Origin of the sequence: Longimicrobium sp., assembly GCF_036399935.1 — a bacterium.
In the GTDB taxonomy this organism is placed as follows: Bacteria; Gemmatimonadota; Gemmatimonadetes; order Longimicrobiales; family Longimicrobiaceae; genus Longimicrobium.
Map to the genome: position 1 here is coordinate 1 of NZ_DASWMD010000066.1, position 19,230 is coordinate 19,230.

Annotated in this window: 24 protein-coding genes; 8 read left to right on the forward strand and 16 right to left on the reverse strand. The window is 70.6% G+C overall.

Going from position 1 to position 19,230, the window contains the following annotated elements:
* From VGB24_RS19735 to VGB24_RS19775, 9 genes are all read right to left on the reverse strand, one after another.
* Positions 1–216: hypothetical protein (locus tag VGB24_RS19735; RefSeq protein WP_331074661.1), on the reverse strand; the 216-nt coding region annotated here is incomplete at its 3' end.
* A 172-nt stretch (positions 217–388) separates the two neighbouring features.
* Positions 389–847: a hypothetical protein gene (locus VGB24_RS19740; protein ID WP_331074662.1), complete on the reverse strand. Its 459-nt coding sequence runs from the start codon at positions 845–847 to the stop codon at positions 389–391.
* A 150-nt stretch (positions 848–997) separates the two neighbouring features.
* A complete protein-coding gene (locus VGB24_RS19745; RefSeq protein WP_331074663.1) occupies positions 998–1,723 on the reverse strand; it encodes a hypothetical protein in 726 nt (241 codons plus the stop codon).
* A 210-nt stretch (positions 1,724–1,933) separates the two neighbouring features.
* On the reverse strand, positions 1,934–2,416 hold the full coding sequence (gene secG, locus VGB24_RS19750) for a preprotein translocase subunit SecG (protein ID WP_331074664.1): 483 nt from the start codon (positions 2,414–2,416) through the stop codon (positions 1,934–1,936).
* 70 nt (positions 2,417–2,486) lie between these two features.
* On the reverse strand, positions 2,487–3,254 hold the full coding sequence (gene tpiA / locus VGB24_RS19755) for a triose-phosphate isomerase (protein ID WP_331074665.1): 768 nt from the start codon (positions 3,252–3,254) through the stop codon (positions 2,487–2,489).
* Positions 3,251–4,453 carry a phosphoglycerate kinase gene (locus VGB24_RS19760; RefSeq protein WP_331074700.1) on the reverse strand — a complete coding sequence of 401 codons (1,203 nt, stop codon included), beginning with the start codon at positions 4,451–4,453 and terminating at the stop codon, positions 3,251–3,253. The genes tpiA and VGB24_RS19760 overlap by 4 nt, the downstream gene beginning before the upstream one ends.
* A gap of 17 nt (positions 4,454–4,470) precedes the next feature.
* Entirely contained in the window at positions 4,471–5,478 is a 1,008-nt protein-coding gene (gap, locus tag VGB24_RS19765) for a type I glyceraldehyde-3-phosphate dehydrogenase (RefSeq protein WP_331074666.1), read from the reverse strand.
* Between the two features lie 52 nt (positions 5,479–5,530).
* Positions 5,531–6,304, reverse strand: a complete 774-nt coding sequence (locus VGB24_RS19770) for a hypothetical protein (protein ID WP_331074667.1) — start codon at positions 6,302–6,304, stop codon at positions 5,531–5,533.
* A 653-nt stretch (positions 6,305–6,957) separates the two neighbouring features.
* Complete coding sequence (locus VGB24_RS19775) at positions 6,958–7,869, reverse strand: DMT family transporter (RefSeq protein ID WP_331074668.1); 912 nt, start codon at positions 7,867–7,869, stop codon at positions 6,958–6,960.
* A 203-nt stretch (positions 7,870–8,072) separates the two neighbouring features.
* On the opposite strand from VGB24_RS19775, the gene VGB24_RS19780 reads away from it, so the two are divergent.
* The gene (locus VGB24_RS19780) at positions 8,073–8,453 is read left to right on the forward strand and encodes a hypothetical protein (RefSeq protein ID WP_331074669.1); all 381 of its coding nucleotides are present in this window, start codon (positions 8,073–8,075) and stop codon (positions 8,451–8,453) included.
* Between the two features lie 76 nt (positions 8,454–8,529).
* Here VGB24_RS19780 and VGB24_RS19785 read toward each other — a convergent pair whose 3' ends face one another.
* The 7 genes from VGB24_RS19785 to VGB24_RS19815 form a co-directional block, all read right to left on the reverse strand.
* Positions 8,530–9,339: a sulfite exporter TauE/SafE family protein gene (locus VGB24_RS19785; protein WP_331074670.1), complete on the reverse strand. Its 810-nt coding sequence runs from the start codon at positions 9,337–9,339 to the stop codon at positions 8,530–8,532.
* 102 nt (positions 9,340–9,441) lie between these two features.
* Complete coding sequence (locus VGB24_RS19790) at positions 9,442–9,600, reverse strand: hypothetical protein (RefSeq protein WP_331074671.1); 159 nt, start codon at positions 9,598–9,600, stop codon at positions 9,442–9,444.
* 4 nt (positions 9,601–9,604) lie between these two features.
* Positions 9,605–10,294 (reverse strand): PHP domain-containing protein, encoded by a 690-nt coding sequence (locus tag VGB24_RS19795; RefSeq protein WP_331074672.1) that lies wholly within the window; start codon positions 10,292–10,294, stop codon positions 9,605–9,607.
* A complete protein-coding gene (gene coaE / locus VGB24_RS19800) occupies positions 10,287–10,898 on the reverse strand; it encodes a dephospho-CoA kinase (protein WP_331074673.1) in 612 nt (203 codons plus the stop codon). The genes VGB24_RS19795 and coaE overlap by 8 nt, the downstream gene beginning before the upstream one ends.
* 63 nt (positions 10,899–10,961) lie before the next feature.
* Positions 10,962–11,342: a hypothetical protein gene (locus VGB24_RS19805; RefSeq protein ID WP_331074674.1), complete on the reverse strand. Its 381-nt coding sequence runs from the start codon at positions 11,340–11,342 to the stop codon at positions 10,962–10,964.
* A gap of 30 nt (positions 11,343–11,372) precedes the next feature.
* Positions 11,373–12,278 (reverse strand): MBL fold metallo-hydrolase, encoded by a 906-nt coding sequence (locus VGB24_RS19810; protein ID WP_331074675.1) that lies wholly within the window; start codon positions 12,276–12,278, stop codon positions 11,373–11,375.
* 402 nt (positions 12,279–12,680) lie between these two features.
* Positions 12,681–12,857, reverse strand: coding sequence for a hypothetical protein (locus VGB24_RS19815; RefSeq protein ID WP_331074676.1), 177 nt, complete (start codon positions 12,855–12,857; stop codon positions 12,681–12,683).
* A 60-nt stretch (positions 12,858–12,917) separates the two neighbouring features.
* On the opposite strand from VGB24_RS19815, the gene VGB24_RS19820 reads away from it, so the two are divergent.
* The 7 genes from VGB24_RS19820 (at position 12,918) to VGB24_RS19850 (ending at position 19,013) form a co-directional block, all read left to right on the forward strand.
* Positions 12,918–13,877: a CPBP family intramembrane glutamic endopeptidase gene (locus VGB24_RS19820; protein ID WP_331074677.1), complete on the forward strand. Its 960-nt coding sequence runs from the start codon at positions 12,918–12,920 to the stop codon at positions 13,875–13,877.
* Between the two features lie 3 nt (positions 13,878–13,880).
* Positions 13,881–14,153 carry a DUF433 domain-containing protein gene (locus VGB24_RS19825; RefSeq protein ID WP_331074678.1) on the forward strand — a complete coding sequence of 91 codons (273 nt, stop codon included), beginning with the start codon at positions 13,881–13,883 and terminating at the stop codon, positions 14,151–14,153.
* A gap of 107 nt (positions 14,154–14,260) precedes the next feature.
* Positions 14,261–16,393, forward strand: coding sequence for a dehydrogenase E1 component subunit alpha/beta (locus VGB24_RS19830; RefSeq protein ID WP_331074679.1), 2,133 nt, complete (start codon positions 14,261–14,263; stop codon positions 16,391–16,393).
* A gap of 149 nt (positions 16,394–16,542) precedes the next feature.
* Complete coding sequence (locus VGB24_RS19835) at positions 16,543–17,079, forward strand: hypothetical protein (RefSeq protein ID WP_331074680.1); 537 nt, start codon at positions 16,543–16,545, stop codon at positions 17,077–17,079.
* 39 nt (positions 17,080–17,118) lie between these two features.
* Positions 17,119–17,313 (forward strand): hypothetical protein, encoded by a 195-nt coding sequence (locus VGB24_RS19840; RefSeq protein WP_331074681.1) that lies wholly within the window; start codon positions 17,119–17,121, stop codon positions 17,311–17,313.
* 176 nt (positions 17,314–17,489) lie between these two features.
* Positions 17,490–18,587, forward strand: coding sequence for a hypothetical protein (locus tag VGB24_RS19845; RefSeq protein WP_331074682.1), 1,098 nt, complete (start codon positions 17,490–17,492; stop codon positions 18,585–18,587).
* Positions 18,588–18,620: 33 nt separating this feature from the next.
* On the forward strand, positions 18,621–19,013 hold the full coding sequence (locus VGB24_RS19850) for a hypothetical protein (protein WP_331074683.1): 393 nt from the start codon (positions 18,621–18,623) through the stop codon (positions 19,011–19,013).
* Positions 19,014–19,230: the final 217 nt, after the last annotated feature.

Here is a 19,230-nt window from a genome sequence, read left to right on the forward strand (position 1 = left end):
CGGCGACAGCCCCGGCGCCCAATCGATGTCCTCGTCACCCGCCGAGGCGGTGCCGGGCGTGGCGAACCAGGACGTGGTGTACGCCCCGCCGCCATAGATTCCGAGCTCGAACGCGCTCGCGCGCCGGCCCATCATGTCCTGGGCCTGCGCGTCCCCTGCCGTCCCTGCCGCCACGACTACGGCGCCGGCCAGGGCGGTTGTCAGCAATCGCTTCATGGAGTCTCTCCGAACCGGGTGTGCATCGTTTCCTACCAACCATCCATGTGACCATCCCACCGTCACGAACCCGGGGGTCCGGCAGCCCTCGAGGCTGCTCCCCCTGGCAAACCGCGCGCGTTTGCCGTCGACACCTCCTGCGCCCGTGTGAAGGTCCCGGCGCGGGACCGCGCTAAAATGCCTTCAGGATGCCGCCCATGACGGCCCCGTACACCACGTGCCCCGCCAGCACCGCCCAGGGCGTCGCCTTGCCCCAGTGCAGGCCGTAGCGGCCGGGGGGCGGAAGCCGCCCCTCCCGCACGCACGCGCTGACCCGTCCAAGCAGGGGCAGTGCCACCGCCACGGCAGCGCCGTTCAGAAACCCGACCACTATTCCCGTTCCCCACCCCGCCCCGCCCAGCACGCCCATCATCAGGGCGTACACCCCGGGCACGAGCGAAATCCCGAGCGCGAGGAAAAGAAGGAAGCCCACCGTTTCCGTCAAGGGAACGTTCGGCTCGCGGAAGAACAGGCAGCCGAGCTGGGTGGTGGGGCTGAACCGCGTCCACTCGAAGCTCCGGAACAGCCAGAACACGCAGGCCGACAGGACCGTGGCCACGAAACCCGCCCAGATGATGGCGCTCCAGGACAACCCAGCCTCCCCTTCCGCGTCCGCGCGGGATGGCGCTTCGGTGCGCCGCCCCGTCCTGTTCCCCACCGGCCGCCGCGCCCTCGCGGCGCGGCCGGCCGTCGTGCCCTCTCCCTGACGCGCCTTCCGGCGCGCCGGTCACTCGCCCTTGCGCTACGACGCCGCGCCGGTGGCGGGCGGCGTGGCGTCGAGGGCCGTGGCCGTCGTCGTCGTGGTGCCCGTCGTGGCCGCGCGCCCGTCGGTGTCGCGCCGGGGCACGCGCGCGGGCTCCAGCGCCGGCAGCACGTCGTCGGCCACCACGCGCAGCGCCCGGTTGAAGATGACGTCCGACACCCCCTCGGGGATGGTCATCACGTCCAGGTACAGGTCTACCGCCTCGTGCAGCGGAACCTCTTCGGCCAGCGCCTTGCCGAACACCAGGGCGTTGTTGACGTGCGTTTCGAAGAGCGAGTCCTCGGCGCGCGCGGCCGCCAGGTTGATGCGCTGGCGCAGGTCGTCGTGCACGCGGCCCTTGATGCGGCGGCGGACGCGCGAGAACACGGCGTCGAAGCGCCCGCCGTCCTCACCCGGACGGTGCGCGAGCTCGTCGTCCTCGTCGTCCTCGAGGTCCAGGTTCAGCTCTTCGGCCTCGGTGAGCCCCGTGCGCCGGCCGATGGCGGCCAGCGCCCGGCTGCCCACGTTGCGCGCCTGCTCGGGCGTAAGCCGCAGGATGCGCGCGTAGATGTCGAGGGCGCTGTCGAAGGGCAGCTCCTCGTGCACCAGGTCTACCAGCGCCAGTACGTGGCGGACGTGCGTGGAGAGCAGCCGTTCCTGGCAGACGGCGGTGGTAAGGTCCACCTGCCGCTGCATCGCGCGCGAGATCTTCCGAGTCAGGGCCACGGGCTGCGTCTCCGTTCTTCCGAGTGTGCAGGCCCCGGCGTCATAGTCCCAAGAGAACCGACGTTCCGCGTACCGGGGCGTTCGCGGTGGCGCGGAAGCAAGTTCCATTCCCCCTTAGGCGCTGGCGGGTGGGTCCGGGGGTGGAAACGCAGACGGCCCCCTCCCGGAGTACCGGGAGGGGGCCGTCGGGGTGATGCTTTCGTCCAGCCCTTACGGCTGGGGCGTGGTGGCCGGAGCAGGCGTGGTGCCGGTCGCGGGCGCCGTGCCCGTCGTCGGAGCCGGTGCAGTGCCCGTCGCCGGTGCGTTCCCCGTCAGCGGGTTGGGCGTTCCGGTGGCCGGGGTGCCGGGCGCGGGGGCGCCGATCGGGGCCTGCGCGCCGGGAAGCGCCGGGGCCGTGGGTGCCGGCGTCGTGCGTCCGCCGCGCTGGAACTCTTCCTGGAGGATGGACGACGAGCCCGCGGGGCGCGACGACAGGATCGACAGGCAGAAGGCCAGGAACATGAACGCGCCGCCGCACCACCAGCTCATGCGGGTGAGCAGCGTGGCCGCTTGGCGGCCGCCGAACAGCGAGTCGGAGCCGCCTCCGCCGCCGCCCATGGCCGCAAGGCCGCCGCCCTTCCCCGCCTGCAACAGCACGACGGTAAGAAGGACCAGCGCGTCGATGATCAGCAGGGTCAGCAGGAACGTGAACACGGATGAGCCCGAATACTGGCGGAAGATTGCGATGGAGAATCGTCTAAATTGATGGCGAAGGGCCGCGGTGTCAACCCGCGGCCTTCACGATCCGGGCGAATCCGGCGGCATCCAGGCTGGCGCCGCCCACCAGCACGCCGTCCACGCCGGGCTGCGACATCAGCTCGGCGGCATTGTCGGGCTTCACGCTGCCGCCGTACAGGACGGGCACCGCGTCCGCCGCCTCGGCGCCGTACGCGGCGCGCAGGCGCTCGCGTACCGCCGCGTGCATCGTCCGCGCGTCGTCCGGCGTGGCCGTCACACCCGTGCCGATGGCCCACACCGGCTCGTAGGCGATCACCAACTCCCCTACCTCGTCCGCGCGGACGATCTGCAGCACGGGGGCGAGCTGCTCGGCGACGACGGCCTCGGCGCGGTCCGCCCGGCGCTCGTCGATGGTCTCGCCCACGCAAAGCACGGGGACCAGGCCGGCGTCCAGCACGGCGCGGACCTTCCTGGCCGTCTCGTCACTCGTCTCCCCGAAGACGTGGCGACGCTCGCTGTGGCCGACGAGGACGAGCTCCGCGCCGCCGTCCTTGGCCATACCGACGGAAAGCTCGCCGGTGAAGGCGCCGCTCTCCTCCCAGTACACGTTCTGCACGCCCAGCCGCACGTCGGGCCGGCCCTGCAGCGCCTCGCGCGCGGCCGCGAAGGAGATGGCCGGGGGAAAGAAAGCGATGGTGCGATCGTCCCCAGGCTCGGCCAGGTTCAGGAAGTCGGCGAAGAAGCGGGCCGCCTGTGACGGCCCGTGGTTCATCTTCCAGTTCCCCGCCAGGATGGGCTTCCTCGGCGCCGTCATTGGGCCACCGCGTTGTTCAAGGCGGCCACGCCAGGCAGCTCCTTGCCTTCCAGGAACTCCAGCGAGGCGCCGCCGCCGGTGGAGACGTGCGACATCCGCGCTTCCAGTCCCAGCTCCGCCACCGCCGCGGCCGAGTCGCCGCCGCCGATGATGGTGGTCGCGCCGCGGTCCGTCGCTTCCGCCACCGCCTCGGCGACGCCGCGGGTGCCGGCGGCGAACTCCGCGATCTCGAACACGCCCATCGGTCCGTTCCACAGCACGGTGCGCGCGGTGGACAGGATGCGGCGGAATTCATCGACCGTCTTCGGGCCGACGTCGAGGACGGACTGGTCGGACGGGATGGACTCGCGGGCGACCGTCTGCGTGGTCTGCCCGGCTTCCAGCTTGGGCGCGACGACCGCATCCACCGGGATCACCAGCTTGTCGCCCGCGGTCGCCAGGAGCTCGCGCGCCATGCCGACCCGGTCGTCCTCCACGAGCGAGGTGCCCGTGGCGAGGTCCATCGCGCGGAAGAAGGTGTTGGCCATCGCCCCGCCGATCAGCAGGTGATCGACCTTGGGGAGCAGGCTGCGGATGACGTCGATCTTCCCCGAGATCTTGGCGCCGCCCAGGATGGCCACGAACGGGCGCTCGGGTTCGGCCAGGGCGCCGCCCAGGTACTGGAGCTCGCGGTCCATCAGCAGGCCGGCGACGGCGGGCTTGCCGTACGCCTTCATGGCGATGGCCACGCCCGCCGTGGACGCGTGCGCCCGGTGCGCCGCCCCGAAGGCGTCGTTCACGTACACGTCGCCCAGGGCAGACATCTCCTCCGCCAGCGAGGAGTCGTTCTTTTCCTCGCCGGGGAGAAAGCGCGTGTTCTCGAGCAGCAGCACCTCGCCGTCCTGCATCAGCGAGACGGCGCCGCCGGCCTCGAGGCCGACTGTCTGCTCGACGAAGCGGACGCTGCGGCCTTCCAGCAGCGTTTCCAGGTGCGCGGCGACGGGGCGCAGCGACATCTCCGCGTTCGGCTTGCCCTTGGGGCGGCCGAAGTGCGCGAGGAGAATCACCCGCGCTCCGCGCTGCAGCAGCGCATCGAGCGTGGGTAGCGTGCTGGTGATGCGCTTGTCGTCGGTGATGCGCCCGTCCTCGATAGGGACGTTGTAGTCCACGCGGACGAGGACGCGCTTGCCGCGTACGTCCTCGTCCTTGAGGTCGGCGATGGTGGCCTTGCGCTGGCTCACAGCTTTTCGCCCATGAAGCGGGCCAGGTCCACACAGCGGCAGCTGTAGCCCCACTCGTTGTCGTACCAGGCGACCACCTTCACCAGGCCGGCGATCACGCTGGTGGATGCCGCGTCGACGATGGACGACGCCGGGTTGCCCGTGAAGTCGATGGACACCAGCTCCTGCTCCTCGTACGCCAGGATCCCCTTGAGCGGCCCCTCGGCGGCGGCGCGGAGGGCGTCGTTCACCTCGGCGGCGGTCACCGTGCGGCCCAGCTCACACGTCAGGTCGACGACGGAGACGTCGGGGGTGGGCACGCGCACGGCCATCCCGTCGATCTTTCCCTTCACCTCGGGAATCACCAGGCTGGTGGCCTTGGCGGCGCCCGTCGTCGTGGGGATCATCGACAGGGCGGCGGCGCGGGCGCGGCGCAGGTCCTTGTGCGGCAGGTCCAGGATGTTCTGGTCGTTCGTGTAGGCGTGGATCGTCGTCATCAATCCGCGCTCGAACCCGAAGTTGTCGAGCAGCACCTTCACCACCGGGGCCAGGCAGTTGGTCGTGCAGCTGGCGTTGGAGACGACGTGGTGGTTGGCAGCGTCGTACTTGTCCTGGTTGACGCCCAGCACGATGGTGATGTCTTCGCCCTTGGCCGGCGCGCTGATGATCACCTTCTTCGCCCCGGCCTCCAGGTGCTTCGCCGCGCTCGCGCGGTCGGTGAAGCGGCCGGTGCTCTCGATGACGATGTCGACTTCCAGGTCGCGCCAGGGGAGCGCGGACGGGTCCTTTTCGGCGTAGACGCGGATCTCGTCGCCATCCACCAGCAGCGAATTCTCGCGGGCTTCGACGGTGCCGGGGTACTTGCCGTGCACCGAGTCGTAGCGCAGCAGGTGCGCGAGGGTCTTGGTGTCCGTCAGGTCGTTGACGGCCACGAAATCGATGTCGGTGGCCCCCGCCTGCTTGGCCGCGCGGAGGACGTTGCGGCCGATGCGGCCGAACCCGTTGATGGCGACGCGAATGGGCATGTGCTCGCTCGTGTGGTGAATATGGAAAAAATCGGCGGAGCGCCGGGCTTTCTCAGCCCAGGCGCTCCAGCTCCGGGATGACGCGCGCGAAGGTCGCAACGCTCACCACGCGCGCTCCCGCCTCCAGCAGCGCCTCGCTGCATGCAAGGGCCGTGGCACCCGTGGTCCACACGTCGTCTACGAGCATCAGGTGCTCGCCGCGAACCCGTGGCGCCTGCCTGGCGGGGACGGAAAAAGCGCGCGCTACGTTAGCCCGGCGTTCGCTGGGATGCAAGGCCGTTTGCGTGGCCGTTGCGCGCGTTCGCTCCAGCAGTTCCGGGGCGGCGACGCGGGCCGTGCACGCCGCGAATCCGGCGGCCAGCAGCGCCGCCTGGTTGTATCCGCGCTCCCGCAGCCGCGCCTTGCTGGTGGGCACGGCCACGACGAGCCGCACCTCGTCTTCCACGTCGCGCGGCCAGGTGATGCGGGCCATCCGGGCGGACATGGGTCCCGCGGCGGCTTCCCAGCCCTGGTACTTGAGGGCGTGCACCAGGTCGCGCGGCACGTCATCCATCACGTACGCGGAGCGGATGGAGCGCACGGCCGCGGGCCAGTCGCCGCACGTTCGGCACTTGGGGCGCGGGTCTTCGCGCGCCGGCACCGGCCCCCAGCAGCGGTCGCACCGCGGCGCGGGGAGCGGACGGCACCGCGCCCAGCACACCTGGCAGACGACGCGGTCCGGGAGCGACGTGGGGACGGGCGCGCGGCAGGAGACGCAGACGGGCGCGAACACCAGGTCCAGCGCGCCGGCCCAGGCGTCGCGCGCGAGTTGGGGGATGGCGAGCATCGGCGGATGAGAAGGTGGACGGATCGCACGCGCCGCCGAATCAACGTGCGTCCGCATCATCCCACAAGTCCTGCGGACATCTACGTACCAGCTGTGTCTCGTCCGGTGCGAGCCGATGAGGACCGGCAGGGGCATCGGCTGCCCAAGGGCGGGTGAACCCGCGGCTGGAAAAGCGGAAAGCCCCGACTCGCGCCGCTGTCGCGTCGCGCTCGGGGCTTCACCTGCACGCGCGCCACACTATCGGAAGCGCACCGGGCTGGCTCCCTTCCCCGCGGGGTTTGCGGGGGAAGGGCTGGGGATGGGAGGCGTCGGCCCGAGCACCGGACCGGACCCGTCGCACCCGAGCCCGAAGTGTACCCCCTCGCCCACGCTGTTTGTGGGAGAGGGTGGCGAGCGCGTCAGCGCGGCCGGGTGAGGGCCCCTCGGCAGCCGAGGCCTCGGCGTCAGTGACCGCTGCCGCGCCCAGGCTGAGAAGTGACGCAGGCAAGATCCTTCGGCCCGCCAGGGATGGCGTGCGGGCAAGTTCGGCGCGCCTGGGCCTCTGGATGACACACGCCCGCGCCGCACTCCGCACTTACGCACTTACGCACTTACGCACTTACGCACTCACGCACTTACGCACTCACGCACTCACGCACTCACGCACTTCCCCTCTACCCCTCCTGCCCCGCCGCGGACACCCGCCCGTCCCGGGCCTTGGCCGCGCGGCCGGCGCGGATGGAAACCCACACGCCCGCGAAGATGAGCAGCGTCGCCGGGATCATCCGCGGCGAGGGGCGCTCGCCCAAAAAGGGGATGGCCAGCGACGCCGTCATCACCGGCTGAATGTAGACGAACATCGCCACCAGGCTGGCCTCCGCGCGGGCGAGCGCCCACACGTTCAGGTAGTACGCGGCCACCGTAGGCACGGCGACGATCCACGCCAGCGCCGCCCACGTGGCCGCACCCATTCCGCCCACCTCGCGCATGGCCGGCGCGATCCCCCAGGGAAAGATGCCCACCACCCCGAACACGAACACCCAGGTGATCACCGTCAGCGCGTTGTAGCGGCCCAGGATGCCGCGCGAAAGCACCAGGTACACGGAGTACGCCGTGACGTTGCCGAGCGCCAGCAGGTTTCCGAGCACGCTTCCCTGGTGAAGCCCCACCCCCACCAGGAGCAGCGCGCCGCAGCCGGCGAGGGCGATGCCCAGCCACTTGGCGGGGGTGGCGGACTCGTGCCGCAGGAGGATGGCCACCAGCAGCGTCAGCGCCGGGCCGGCGGTCACCAGCGTCTGCGCGGCCGTGGCCGTGGTCATCGTCAGCGCGGTGATGTACAGCAGCTGGTTCAGGATCACGCCGAAAACGGAGTACAGCGACAGCCGCAGGTAGTCCGCCCGCGACCTCACGCGCTGGCCGCCGGTGGCGAAGTGGATGGCGAGGAACAGCACCGCGGCGCCGGTGACGCGCAGGAGCGCCAGCGCCGGGCTGGAAAGGTCGCGCAGGGCGATCTTCACGGCGATGGGCAGCGTGGCGAAGAACACCTGCACCAGGATCAGCGCGACGTATACGGGCGAAGGACGCAAAGCGATCCGGCTGGTCGAGAGTAAAAAGCTCCGGCCCCGCCACGCTGGCGGGACCGGAGTCCGGGTGATACGCCGCGGATCACGATGCGTGCCCCGCGCGATGCGCGGACGGCGAAAACGCCACCCTGTCCCCCGCGTTCGCCGGTGCGTATCTTGCCGCCGCAGCAGCACCGTCAGCAGCCAGTCACCAATCCGGAGGAACGATGAGCGAGACGCACGAGCACGATCACGGGCACGGGGAAGAAGGGTTCGGGGTCGCCCTCGGCTTCCGTATCTTCGAGGCGGAGGGCGAAATCTACATGGCCGAGGCCGAGATCTCGTCGTACGTCGACGACCCCAATGCGCTGGGCGCCACGCTGGTGTTCCACTCGCTCAGCAACCTGGACCCCACGGCCGCCCCCGACGAGGACGAGGACGACGCGGGATGGCGGGTGGACATCGACGACGAGCTCACCCGCGACGAGGCGGGCGCCACGCGCGAGCAGTTCCATGGCATCCTCCGCCAGCTGGCCGGCCTTGGCGAGGACGACCTGCGCCGCTACCTGACCGCCGCCCGCGAAGAGCAGGGGCTGGACGAGGAGTAACCGCCGTCACGCGGTGGATGGACGAAAGCGGGGGCGAGCCTGGTGCTCGCCCCCGCTTCTTTCCATGCGTCCGCGGTCAGAGCGGGCGCAGGAGGAGGAAGAGGAACGAGGCCAGTCCGACGGCGACGATCGCGTGGCGGACGCGCTGCTGGCTGACGCGCTGGGCCATGCGCGATCCCGCGTACCCGCCCAGGAGCCCGCCCGCCACCATCGCCAGCGCCACCGGCCAGTCCACGATGCCGCTGAACGCGAAGATCACGGCGGCCACCCCGTTCATGCAGCTGGCGCCCCAGTTCTTCAGGCCGTTCATGCGGTGGATGTTGGTGAAGCCCATCATCCCCAGCCCCGCGAGCATCAGGATGCCGACCCCCGCGCCGAAGTAGCCGCCGTACACCCCGATGGCGAACTGCCCCGCGACGAACAGCCAGGGTGCGACCTCGGGGTCGCGACCGTCCGAGACCTCGGCGGCGGCCGGCGGCGCGGCGCCGCTCCGGCGCAGGCGGCGCATCAGGGGGGCCTGCCCCAGGAACAGGAGCGTGGCCCCCAGCACCAGGAACGGAACGATGAGGGCGAAGCGGTCGGGCGGGGTGCGCAGCAGCAGCCACGCGCCGAGCACCCCGCCCGCGATGCTGGGCCCCGTAAGGCGCAGCACCCAGGCACGGGCACCGCGCAGCTCGCCGCGGTAGCCCCACATGCTGCTGAGCGCGCCCGGCCACAACGCGACGGTGCTCGTGGCGTTCGCCGTCAGCGCGGGAAGGCCCAGCCCCACCAGCGCCGGAAAGGTGACGAGCGTACCGCCGCCCGCGATGGCGTTGATGCCGCCCCCCAGCACCGAAACCAGGAACACGGCCGCCAGAGCCAGCGCGGAGAGAGGTTCGTAGGCCATCGGGGAAACCTGCCGGCCCGCCGGCGTGCAGGCAAGCCGCCGCGGGCCACGAACAGCGACGCGAGGCCGTCCTGGCCTCGCGCCGCAAGGTGCGGAGGAGCGTCAGCCGCCGGTGCGCGGCCCGTTCTTGCCGGTGACGTCCACCTTGGCGGTGTCGGCCTTGGGCTCGATCTCGTTCCCCGCGGGGTCGCCCGTGTGCGTCTCGGGCTCGCCGCCGCAGGCGGCCAGGGCAAGGGCCAGCAGCAGGATCAGTTTCTTCATCCCCTCACTCCGGTTCGTTGGGCGTCCGGCCGCCGAACAGCAGTTTGTGCGCCCGCGCGTACACGGAGTGGGCCGCCACGACGCGCGGTGAGGTTCCGCGGCAGGCCACGCGGCCGGCCCGCAGCGCCGCCAGGAAGCCCTCCCGCGTCATCTCGAACGGCGGCACCTCCACGTACGCCGTGCCGATCTCCCCCGCGGAGTGCGCGTCGCTCCCCGCGCCCAGCGGCTTGCCGCGCGCGCGTGCCCACGCCTCGCCGCGCTCGTTGACCCCCACGCCCCAGGTGCGCGCGTTGTGCGCCTCCACCACGTCCACCAGGTCCGCGACGGCGTCCAGGTGCTCGCCCCCGCCCCGCCGGCGCACGTCGAACGGGTGCGGGGCGTACACCACCCCGCCCTGCGCGCGGATGTTCTCGCACGCCTCGCGCAGCGGCGTGTTGCGGGCAATTCGCTCGGACAGGAAGATGCCGATGATGTCCGGCCCCTCGCGGGTGCGCACCTCCTCGCCCGCGATCACGCGGTCCGGGGCGCGGTCGCGCAGGCGGAGCGCCGCGTGCAGCTCGTCGTGGTCGGTGATGACCACGCGGTGGATGCCGCGCCGGTCCATCGCGGCCAGGATGCCGTCGGGATCGTTCAGCGAGTCGTACGAGGCGCGGGTGTGCACGTGCATGTCCACGCGCAGCCATCCCTCAGCCACGCGCCTCCGCCCGGCGCACCAGCCCTTCCCACACCTCCAGGGCGCGGCGCTGCAGGTCGCCCAGCGAGCCCGTGTTCTCGATCACCACGTCGGCGCGCGCCCGCTTGAGCTCCGCCGGCATCTGCGCCGCCATGATCCGGCGCGCCTCCTCGGGCTCCAGGCCGCGGTCGCCCACCAGCCGCATCAGCCGCGTCTCTTCCGGCGCGTCCACCAGCACCACCACGTCGAACTCGTCCGCCATTCCCACTTCGAACAGCAGGGGAACGTCGGCCACCACCAGCGGCTCGCCACGGTCCGCGGCGGCCCGGAAATAATCGTCACGGAGCGCGGCGACCGCGGGATGGACGATGCTTTCCAGCCGCGCCCGGGCGTCGGGGTCGGCGAAGACGATCTGCCGGAGCGCGGCACGGTCCAGCGTGCCGCCTTCCTCCAGCACCCAGGTGCCCCACTCGGCGGCGATGGCGGCGTGCGCGGGGGTGCCGGGCTCCACCGCCTGGCGCGAAAGCTCGTCGGCGTCGACCACCGTGGCCCCCAGCTCCCGCCACGCGCTGGCGACGGTGGACTTGCCCGCCGCGATGTTTCCCGTCAGGCCTACTTTCAGCATGTTCGTCCGTGTCTCAAACGGCTCGGTGCGGCGTGCGTGCCGCGGGCTCGATGGCGCGCAGGGTCAGGCCCTGGGGCGGGGCGCCGGCTCCGACAGGATGTCGTCCGGGGTGCCGCGCACCCGGTCTCGCCCGCTGGACCCCACCTGGTACGTACGCCGGCTGACCGCCAGGTAGTACGGCTGCCCCCACGAGTCCACCGCCGACTTCCCGCCTTCCAGCCTGCTGATGAACGACTGAAAGTCCCTCGGCCTGGGCAGATCTCCGGCGACGGAGATCTCCCGCGCCGTCAGCCGCTGCAGATCGTGCACGCGGTTGCGGGTGTTCCACTCGTACACCGGGTTCAGCGCCGGCTCCATGTGACCCGACGCGCGGTCGCGCAGCGGCTTCACCAGCACCACGGCGGCCACCACCAGCAGCAGGATCCAGAACAGCTTGGACGTCATCCACTTCTCCGGTCCGTCGATGTGGGCACGTCAGCGCGCCGCGAACCGCGCGGGGCCGTGCGCTTCTTCCGCCACCGCTGCGCGCCCGGCGGCGGCGAGCCGGTCCAGGTGCGCCAGCGTTTCGCGCAGGGCCAGCATGCGGGTGGAAGCGCTCATCTCGCGCCCGGGATAGCGCAGGTCCACCACCTGCCAGCAGGTGCGCGGCGCGGCGCCCAGCAGCCCCGCCACGGTCTCGGTTTCGCCGTTCGCCGCGTCGCGCAGCTCGCGGATGCGGCGGGCCCCCTCCTGGGGAGCGCCGTGGCCGGGGAGCACCAGGGAGGGCGGCAGCGCCTCCAGCCGGTCCAGCGCGTGCACGTAGTCCGCCACCGGGTCTTCCCGCTGCCGGTTCACGCCCAGCGTGGGGGTGATGCGCGGCAGCACCACGTCGCCCCCGATCACCACGCCGTCCCCCGGCCGATGCAGCGACACGTGTCCCGCGGTGTGCCCCGGCGTCCACAGCCAGCGCCACCCGGGCGCGCCGGGCAGGTCGCCCCCGTCGCCCGCCAAGGGAAGGTCCACATGCACGGCGGGCGCCAGCGGCTCGGCCGACCGGCGCGCCTCCTCCACCGCGCGCACCACCGCGTCCGGCGCGCCGCACCGCCGCAGCAGCGCGGCGCGGTACTCCGCCTCGTCCTCCGGCTCCGCGGCGGCGTGGGCCATCCGTTCGGCATCGAGCTGCCCCATCAGCACCGGCGCGCCACACGCGTCGCGTACCCGGGCGGCCAGCCCCACGTGGTCCATGTGCATGTGGGTGATCACGTGCAGCGCCACGGCGGGCCATCCACCCGCCACCGCGCGGACACCCGCGTCCAGCGCCTCCCACGCAGGCCCCGTGTTCAATCCGCCGTCCACCAGCACCAGGCGTCCGTCCTCCAGCGCGGCCACGTAGGCGTGCACCTCCGCTGGCCGAAACGGAAGGGGCGTGGTGATGCGCCAGACACCCGGGGCTACGGAAAAGGCAGGCCCGTCCTGGGCCGCGAGAGTGTCGATCGGGCCGATGATGAGCTCCGTGCGTGGCGTGCGGCGAATGGGTGTATCCGGGAAATATGCGAGCGAACGGCATGGAGGCAAGCAAACGCTTGGGGCAGACGGGCAGAAGCGGGAACGGAGACGGGCGTGGCGGGGCGGTCGGAGCGCTGGAAACGTAGTCAGGAAGGGGGGGCTCGGGGGAGGTTGGGACGGGCAAGATCGACCGGCGTCCCGCGAGTGCGCGAACCCGGCCGGGCCTTGTCCGTGCCGCGGGCGGCGCTAGTTTCCCGCGGAGGACGGAACGACCGAGGCCCGGCGGTGACGCGCGGGTCAGTCCCCGCCGCCGACGGTGCCGCCGCAGTCGGGGCAGAGCGACATGATGCAGGTGATCCCGCCGCAGTTGGTGAAGCCACTATGCGCCATCACGGTGCCCTGCTCGGCGTCTTCGGCGGCGACGGCAAAGCTCTGCACGTTCAGCGACTCCATCTCCAGCTTCAGCTTCTTCATGGGCACGATACTCCACGTAGAGGAGGGAACATCCGGTGGCGGCGGACCGCAGCGAGAACCATGCCTGACACCCGGATGACGACGACTCTTGCAACGTCGGATCCGCCCCGCGACCGGCGTCCCCTGCGCGCGCTGGCGCTGTACCTGGCCGCGGTGTTCATCGGCGGCGCGCTGCTGGCGCCATGGCTGTACTGGGCGGTGCACTCGCTGGCGGAATCCGTTCCAGCGCTCGAAAAGCTCTCGCGGATGAAGTTCTCGCGGTACCTGAACCGCGGGCTGCTGATCACCGCGCTCGCCGGCCTCCCCGTCTTCATCCGCGCCGCCGGCATCCGAAGCTGGCGCGACGTGGGCGTCGCGCCGGGGCTCGTACGGTGGAAGGGCTTCGCCGCGGGGCTCGGACTGGGGTTCACCTCGCTCGCCGCCGTATGCGCCGTCGCGCTGCTGGCGGGTGGGCGAATCATGAAGGACCGCACGCCGGGCGAGCTCGCGGCGCAGTTCCTGGGCGTGCTGGCGACGGCGCTGGTCGTGGCGGTCATCGAGGAGCTGCTTTTTCGCGGCGCCATCTTCGGCAGCCTGCGCCGGGCGATGCGCTGGCCCGCGGCGCTCGCGGTCAGCAGCGGCATCTACGCGATCACCCACTTCATGGAGCGGGCGGCCAACCCGGCGAAGGTCGACTGGCTTTCCGGGATCCGCATCCTCCCCACCACCCTGGCGGGGATGACGGAGGTGCGGACGCTGGTGCCCGCGGTCCTCAGCCTCGCCCTGGCGGGGACGATCCTGGGCCTGGCGTACCAGTGGACTGGCGACCTGTCGGCATCCATCGGCATCCACGCGGGGTGGATCTTCTGGTTGAAGTTCTACGGCTTCGCCACGCGCCGGTCGCCCGGGGCGGACGAGTGGTTCTGGGGAACGGGCAAGGTGGTGGACGGTTGGATGGCGCTCGTCGCGCTGGTGGTGGTGCTGGCAGCCGTGCTGCTGGCGAGGCGCCGGACCGCGCGCCGGCGGTTCGGCGGTCGATGAAGCATGGCGGATGAATCACTCTCGGGCGGCGATCGGCCAATGGGCGAACCTGGCGAAAGCGTCTTCCACTCCGACCCGGATATCCTCGGAGGAACTCCGGTGTTCCGTGGCACGCGCGTGCCCGTCGAGACGTTGATGGAGTGGCTGGAAGGTGGGTGCAGCCTTGGGGACTTCCTGGAGAACTTCCCAACGGTATCGCGGGACCAGGCGATTACGTTCCTGCAGCAGACCGCCCGAGCCGCACTCCGCGATCCCACGACGGCGAAGCACCGCTGAGCTCTGGCCCAAGACGTGCCGCGCGGATATGTTGCACGCAGTTTTCCCGGGCGGCCGAGCATCATCGCGCCGCCCGCGTTTCGACGTTGAGACCACGCGATCCAGCCATGGCCCTCACGACCAAGAAGAAGCCCAAAGCCGACGCCGCGCCCGCGCTGGACCGCGAGACGCTGCTCGGACTTTATCGCACGATGCTGCTTTCCCGCCGTCTCGACGACAAGGAAATCCAGCTCAAGCAGCAGAACAAGATCTTCTTCCAGATCTCCGGCGCGGGCCACGAGGGCATCCAGGTGGCCGCCGCGGCGCACGCCCGCCCGGGGTACGACTGGTTCTACTTCTACTACCGCGACCGCGCGTTCTCGCTGGCGCTGGGGATGACGGCGCTCGACCAGCTGCTGCAGGCCGTGGGCGCCGAGGCCGACCCATCGTCGGGCGGTCGGCAGATGCCCTCTCACTGGGGCCACCACAAGCTGAACATCGTCAGCACCTCGTCGCCCACCGGGACGCAGTTCCTGCAGGCGGTGGGCACGGCCGAGGCGGGCGTCCGCTCGCAGAAGCTGGGCGAGCCGCTGGTGGAGGCCACCCGCGCGCACGGCGACGAGGTGGTGTTCGTCACCACGGGCGACGGCACCACCTCCGAGGGCGAGTTCTGGGAAAGCCTGAACTCGGCCAGCAACCTCAAGCTCCCCGTCGTCTACATCGTCGAGGACAACGAGTTCGCCATCTCCGTCCCCGTGGAGGTGAACACGGCCGGCGGCAGCATCAGCAAGCTGGTCGTCGGCTTTCCCGACCTGTACATCCAGACCTGCGACGGCACCGACGTCTGGGAAAGCCACGAGGTGATGGGCCGCGCGGTGGAGTACGCCCGCAGCCGCAAGGGCCCCGCGCTGGTGCACGCCAAGGTCATCCGCCCGTACAGCCACTCGCTTTCGGACGACGAGAAGTTCTACAAGACCGACGCCATGCGCGCCGACGAGGCCCTCCGCGACCCCATCACCCGCACGGCCACGCGCCTGGTGGAGCTGGGGATGGCCACGGCGGACGAGCTGGCGCAGATGGAGGCCGAGGTGAACGCCGAGGTGCAGCGCGCCACGGACGAGGCGCTGGCCTCCCCGCAGCCGGACCCGTCGACGGCCATGCTGTACCTGTTCTCGCCCGACGTGGACCCCACGGCGGAACAGTTCGACACCGAGGACGATCCGCGGCCGTCGGGCGGCGAGACGACGATGGTGGACCTGATCAACTCCACCCTGCGCGACGAGATGCGCCGCGACCCGCGGATCGTGGTGTTCGGCGAGGACGTGGCCGACGTCAGCCGCGAGGAGATGATCAACGACGTCAAGGGCAAGGGCGGCGTCTTCAAGGTGACGGCCGGGCTGCAGCGCGAGTTCGGCGGCACGCGCGTGTTCAACTCGCCCCTCGCGGAGGCCAACATCGTGGGCCGGGCGATCGGGATGGCCCTGCGCGGCCTGAAGCCGGTGGTCGAGATCCAGTTCTTCGACTACATCTGGCCGGCGATGATGCAGATCCGCGGCGAGCTGGCCACCATGCGGTACCGCAGCAACAACACCTTCGCCTCCCCGGTGGTCATCCGCACCACGTACGGCGGATACCTGAAGGGCGGCAGCATCTACCACTCGCAGACGGGCGAAAGCCTGTTCGCGCACTGCCCCGGTCTGCGGGTGGTGCTGCCGTCCAACGCGACGGATGCGGCGGGGCTGCTGCGCACGGCCATCCGCTGCGAAGACCCGGTGCTGTTCCTGGAGCACAAGCACCTGTACCGGCAGGTGTACAACAAGGGCCAGTATCCCGGCCCCAACTTCATGATCCCCTTCGGCAAGGCGAAGAAGGTGCGCGAGGGCACCGACGTCACGGTGGTCGCCTGCGGCGCGCTCGTGCAGCGGTCGCTGGTGGCCGCCAAGGTGGCCCAGGAGCGCCACGGCATCAGCACCGAGGTGATCGACCTGCGCTCGCTGGCGCCCTTCGACATGGAAAGCATCGCCGAGTCGGTGAAGAAGACCAACCGGGTGATCGTGGCGCACGAGGACTCGCTCTCGTGGGGCATCGGCTCCGAGATCGCGGCCCGCATCGCCGACGACCTGTTCCCCTGGCTGGACGCGCCGGTGAAGCGCGTGGCGTCGATGGACACCTGGGTGGCCTACGCGCCGCAGGTGGAGCGCGCCATCCTCCCCGAGCCCGAGGACGTGCTCGCCGCCATCGAAGAGATCAAGGCCTACTGACCTGATCCGCTTCGCACAAAGCCCCGCCCGGATTAGCTCCGGGCGGGGCTTCGGTCGTTCCTGGCCGGGGCAGGCACGAAACTCTTGATGGCGGGGCGATGCGGACATACTCTATTGAAGACGCATTTCCCGTTGCGATCGAGGACGGAATGACACGCACAAAACGTAGCGCCGGCCTGCTTTCACGGGCGATGCTGGCAGCCAGCATCGGACTTTTCGGGGTGGTGCTCTGGACGCGGCTGGCCGGCGCGCGGGGCGGATGGGCTCCCGAGCTGCTGGGATTGCGGGCGGGTTTCCTGCCCGTTTCTACCGTAACCGGAGCTCCGGCCCAGTTGCAGCACCCGGCACTCATCTATTTTTTCGAGACCTCGTGCACCGCATGCACGCCCGCCGCCTCGCGACTGAACGAATTTGCGAGCGCACGCGCTCCGGGCGCACTTCCCATCTACGCACTCACAAACAGCACTGCATTCACCCCCGACAGCGCTGCCCTGTTCGGCACCGGGGTTCAGCCGGTGCGGCTTCAGCGCTCCACTCGTGATCTGCGCTTCGTCCAGCGACTCCCCCTGTTCGTGCAAACCGACTCGACCGGGCGGATCGTGCACGCCTTTACCGGAATCCCACAGCCGGACGATCTCACCGTCCTGGGCTACCCGTGGCAGGCCAGCACCACGGGCACGCGGTAACAATGCTGGCAACCAACCCCCTTCTTTCCTGGAGGCTCCATGTCAGAGCGGAGAATGCGCGCGTTGTCACTGGCCATCGTCGCTGCGGCCGGGGTGCTGGCCGCCAAGCCCGCGTACGCGTGCCATCTTGCGACCGGGTGGTGCTGTGTGGAAAGCGGATCCTACTACTACTGCTGCTACTACGAGAACAACACGATGAAGCGGGGGTCATGCGGCTTCGTCGGGGAGGAGTGAATCCGCGCCCACGTATGCTGAAGGGGATCCACCCCCTTCAGCATGCCTGCGCAGCCGGCGTCGTGTTGGGCATTGCGTGCCTTGCTGGCGCCTGTAGCCCCGAGAGGGGAGCCACGCGGGGCACAGACCTCGCCGCCCAATGCGAACGTGCCGTCCAGGCCGCGACGCCACGCCCGGTGCGCGACGCCGCGCTGCGCTTTTCCCCAAACGTGGTCATCGGGGACGAGCAGCGCTCGCCGCTAGGGAGGGTCGTGGGCGCGGTGTGGCACCCTGCCGCCCGCCGGCTCTACGTGCTGGACGCCTACAACGGGGGAGTTGCGGTCTTCGACTCCGCGGGCATGCGCCTCTCCTCGTTCGGACGGCTGGGCGGCGGCCCCGGCGAGTTCGAGGAGCTGGGCGGCAGCCATGGTGCCCGGCCCGTCTACAACCAGCTGGCTCTGTTGGACAACGGCCAGCTCGGCGTAATGGAACTCGGCCGCCTGCACGTTTTCACCCCTGATGGGCGGTTCGTGCAGCGGCTGCGTGTCACCGAGTCCGATCCGGGCCCGTACGCCGTGCTGCACGTCGCGGGCTTCGCGGGCGGCGTGCTGTTCTCCGAAAGTGGCGCCATGCACCTCGCGTCGGACGACCCGGGCGAGCGGACGGCGCTAAGGTTGACGCGGGCCTCGCTCAGGGAGGCCGAGATCGACACCGCCACGCTCGGCACGATTCGCAACAACCTGCACCGCATGCCGCCGTTCACGGGGCTTCCGCCTTCGGACCCGTACCTGGCCTACTACCGGCGTAGCTGGGATGCCGTCGCTTCCGGGCTGCTGGTCGTCCCGTCACAATTTCTTACTGGCGTCTGCTTTTTCGATTCCGGCCTCCGGCTCCTGGCGGCACACCGTGTCGACGCCGAGCCCATCCAGGTGGATCGGACGGAGCGCCAGCGCGTCCTGAACGCATTCCGCGCCGCCGCCGGACCCGCGCCGCCGCTCGGTGCGCGACGTTGGGAAGATCAGTATCCGGCGTGGCCGGAAACCGTACCGCCATACGCCGACGTTGCACTGGCGCCCGACAGCGTCGCGTGGCTGCTCCGCCCGCTGCAGGGCGGAGAGACGGTCACGGATCTCGTGCATGCCCGGCGTGGCTACCTCGGCTCGCTGGCGCCTCCGGGTGGCCGGCTTCCGCTCACGTTCAAAGATGGCTGCCCATACGTGATCGAGGAGCGAATATCGTCCGTGGTGGAGGACGGGCGCTCTGCCTACGGCCTTCGCCGATGGTGTCCGCAGTAGCACGTATCCCGCTTGTATCAAGGAGGCTACTCCATGAACCGATGGATCATTCCGGCCCTCGTGGCCAGCCTGGCTGTCACAGTGCCCGCACTTGCACAGGAAGCGGGGCCGCCTCGCTCCAACGGGCACGCACACGGCGAGCACGGTCACGACGACATGGATGACGTACGAGCCGTGCTGCGCCTGCTGGCGGTGTACCAGGCTCGGCATCACGCCCAACACGGGCGTTTTGCAGCGTCGCTCCAGGAACTGGGGTTTCCGGAGCCGCGGCAGATAACGCTCCAGCTTTCCGGCGGTGGACGTCGCGGCTTCGCGGCGGTGTCTGGCTCTGCTACCGAAGAGTGCGCGTACTTCGAAGGGACGGTCGCGCCACCTCGCGAGTTCATCCGCCGCGCAGGCGAACTCGTGTGCCGCTCCCGCCACTAATGTGAACCTGGTTCGACGGTCGAGAGCCCCGCCCGGACCTTCCGGGCGGGGCTTTTCGCGTCCACATCGGCCCTCGCACGCTCGCTGGCGTGCGAGGCTCGCCCCTTCCAAGCCACAGGCGCGACGGAGTTTACGCTGCACCTTGCGGCGGGTATGCCGCGCTCGACAGGATGGCACTTCGTCCACTTGTCTCCCGCGAAAGCCTTCCGCGCGGTTC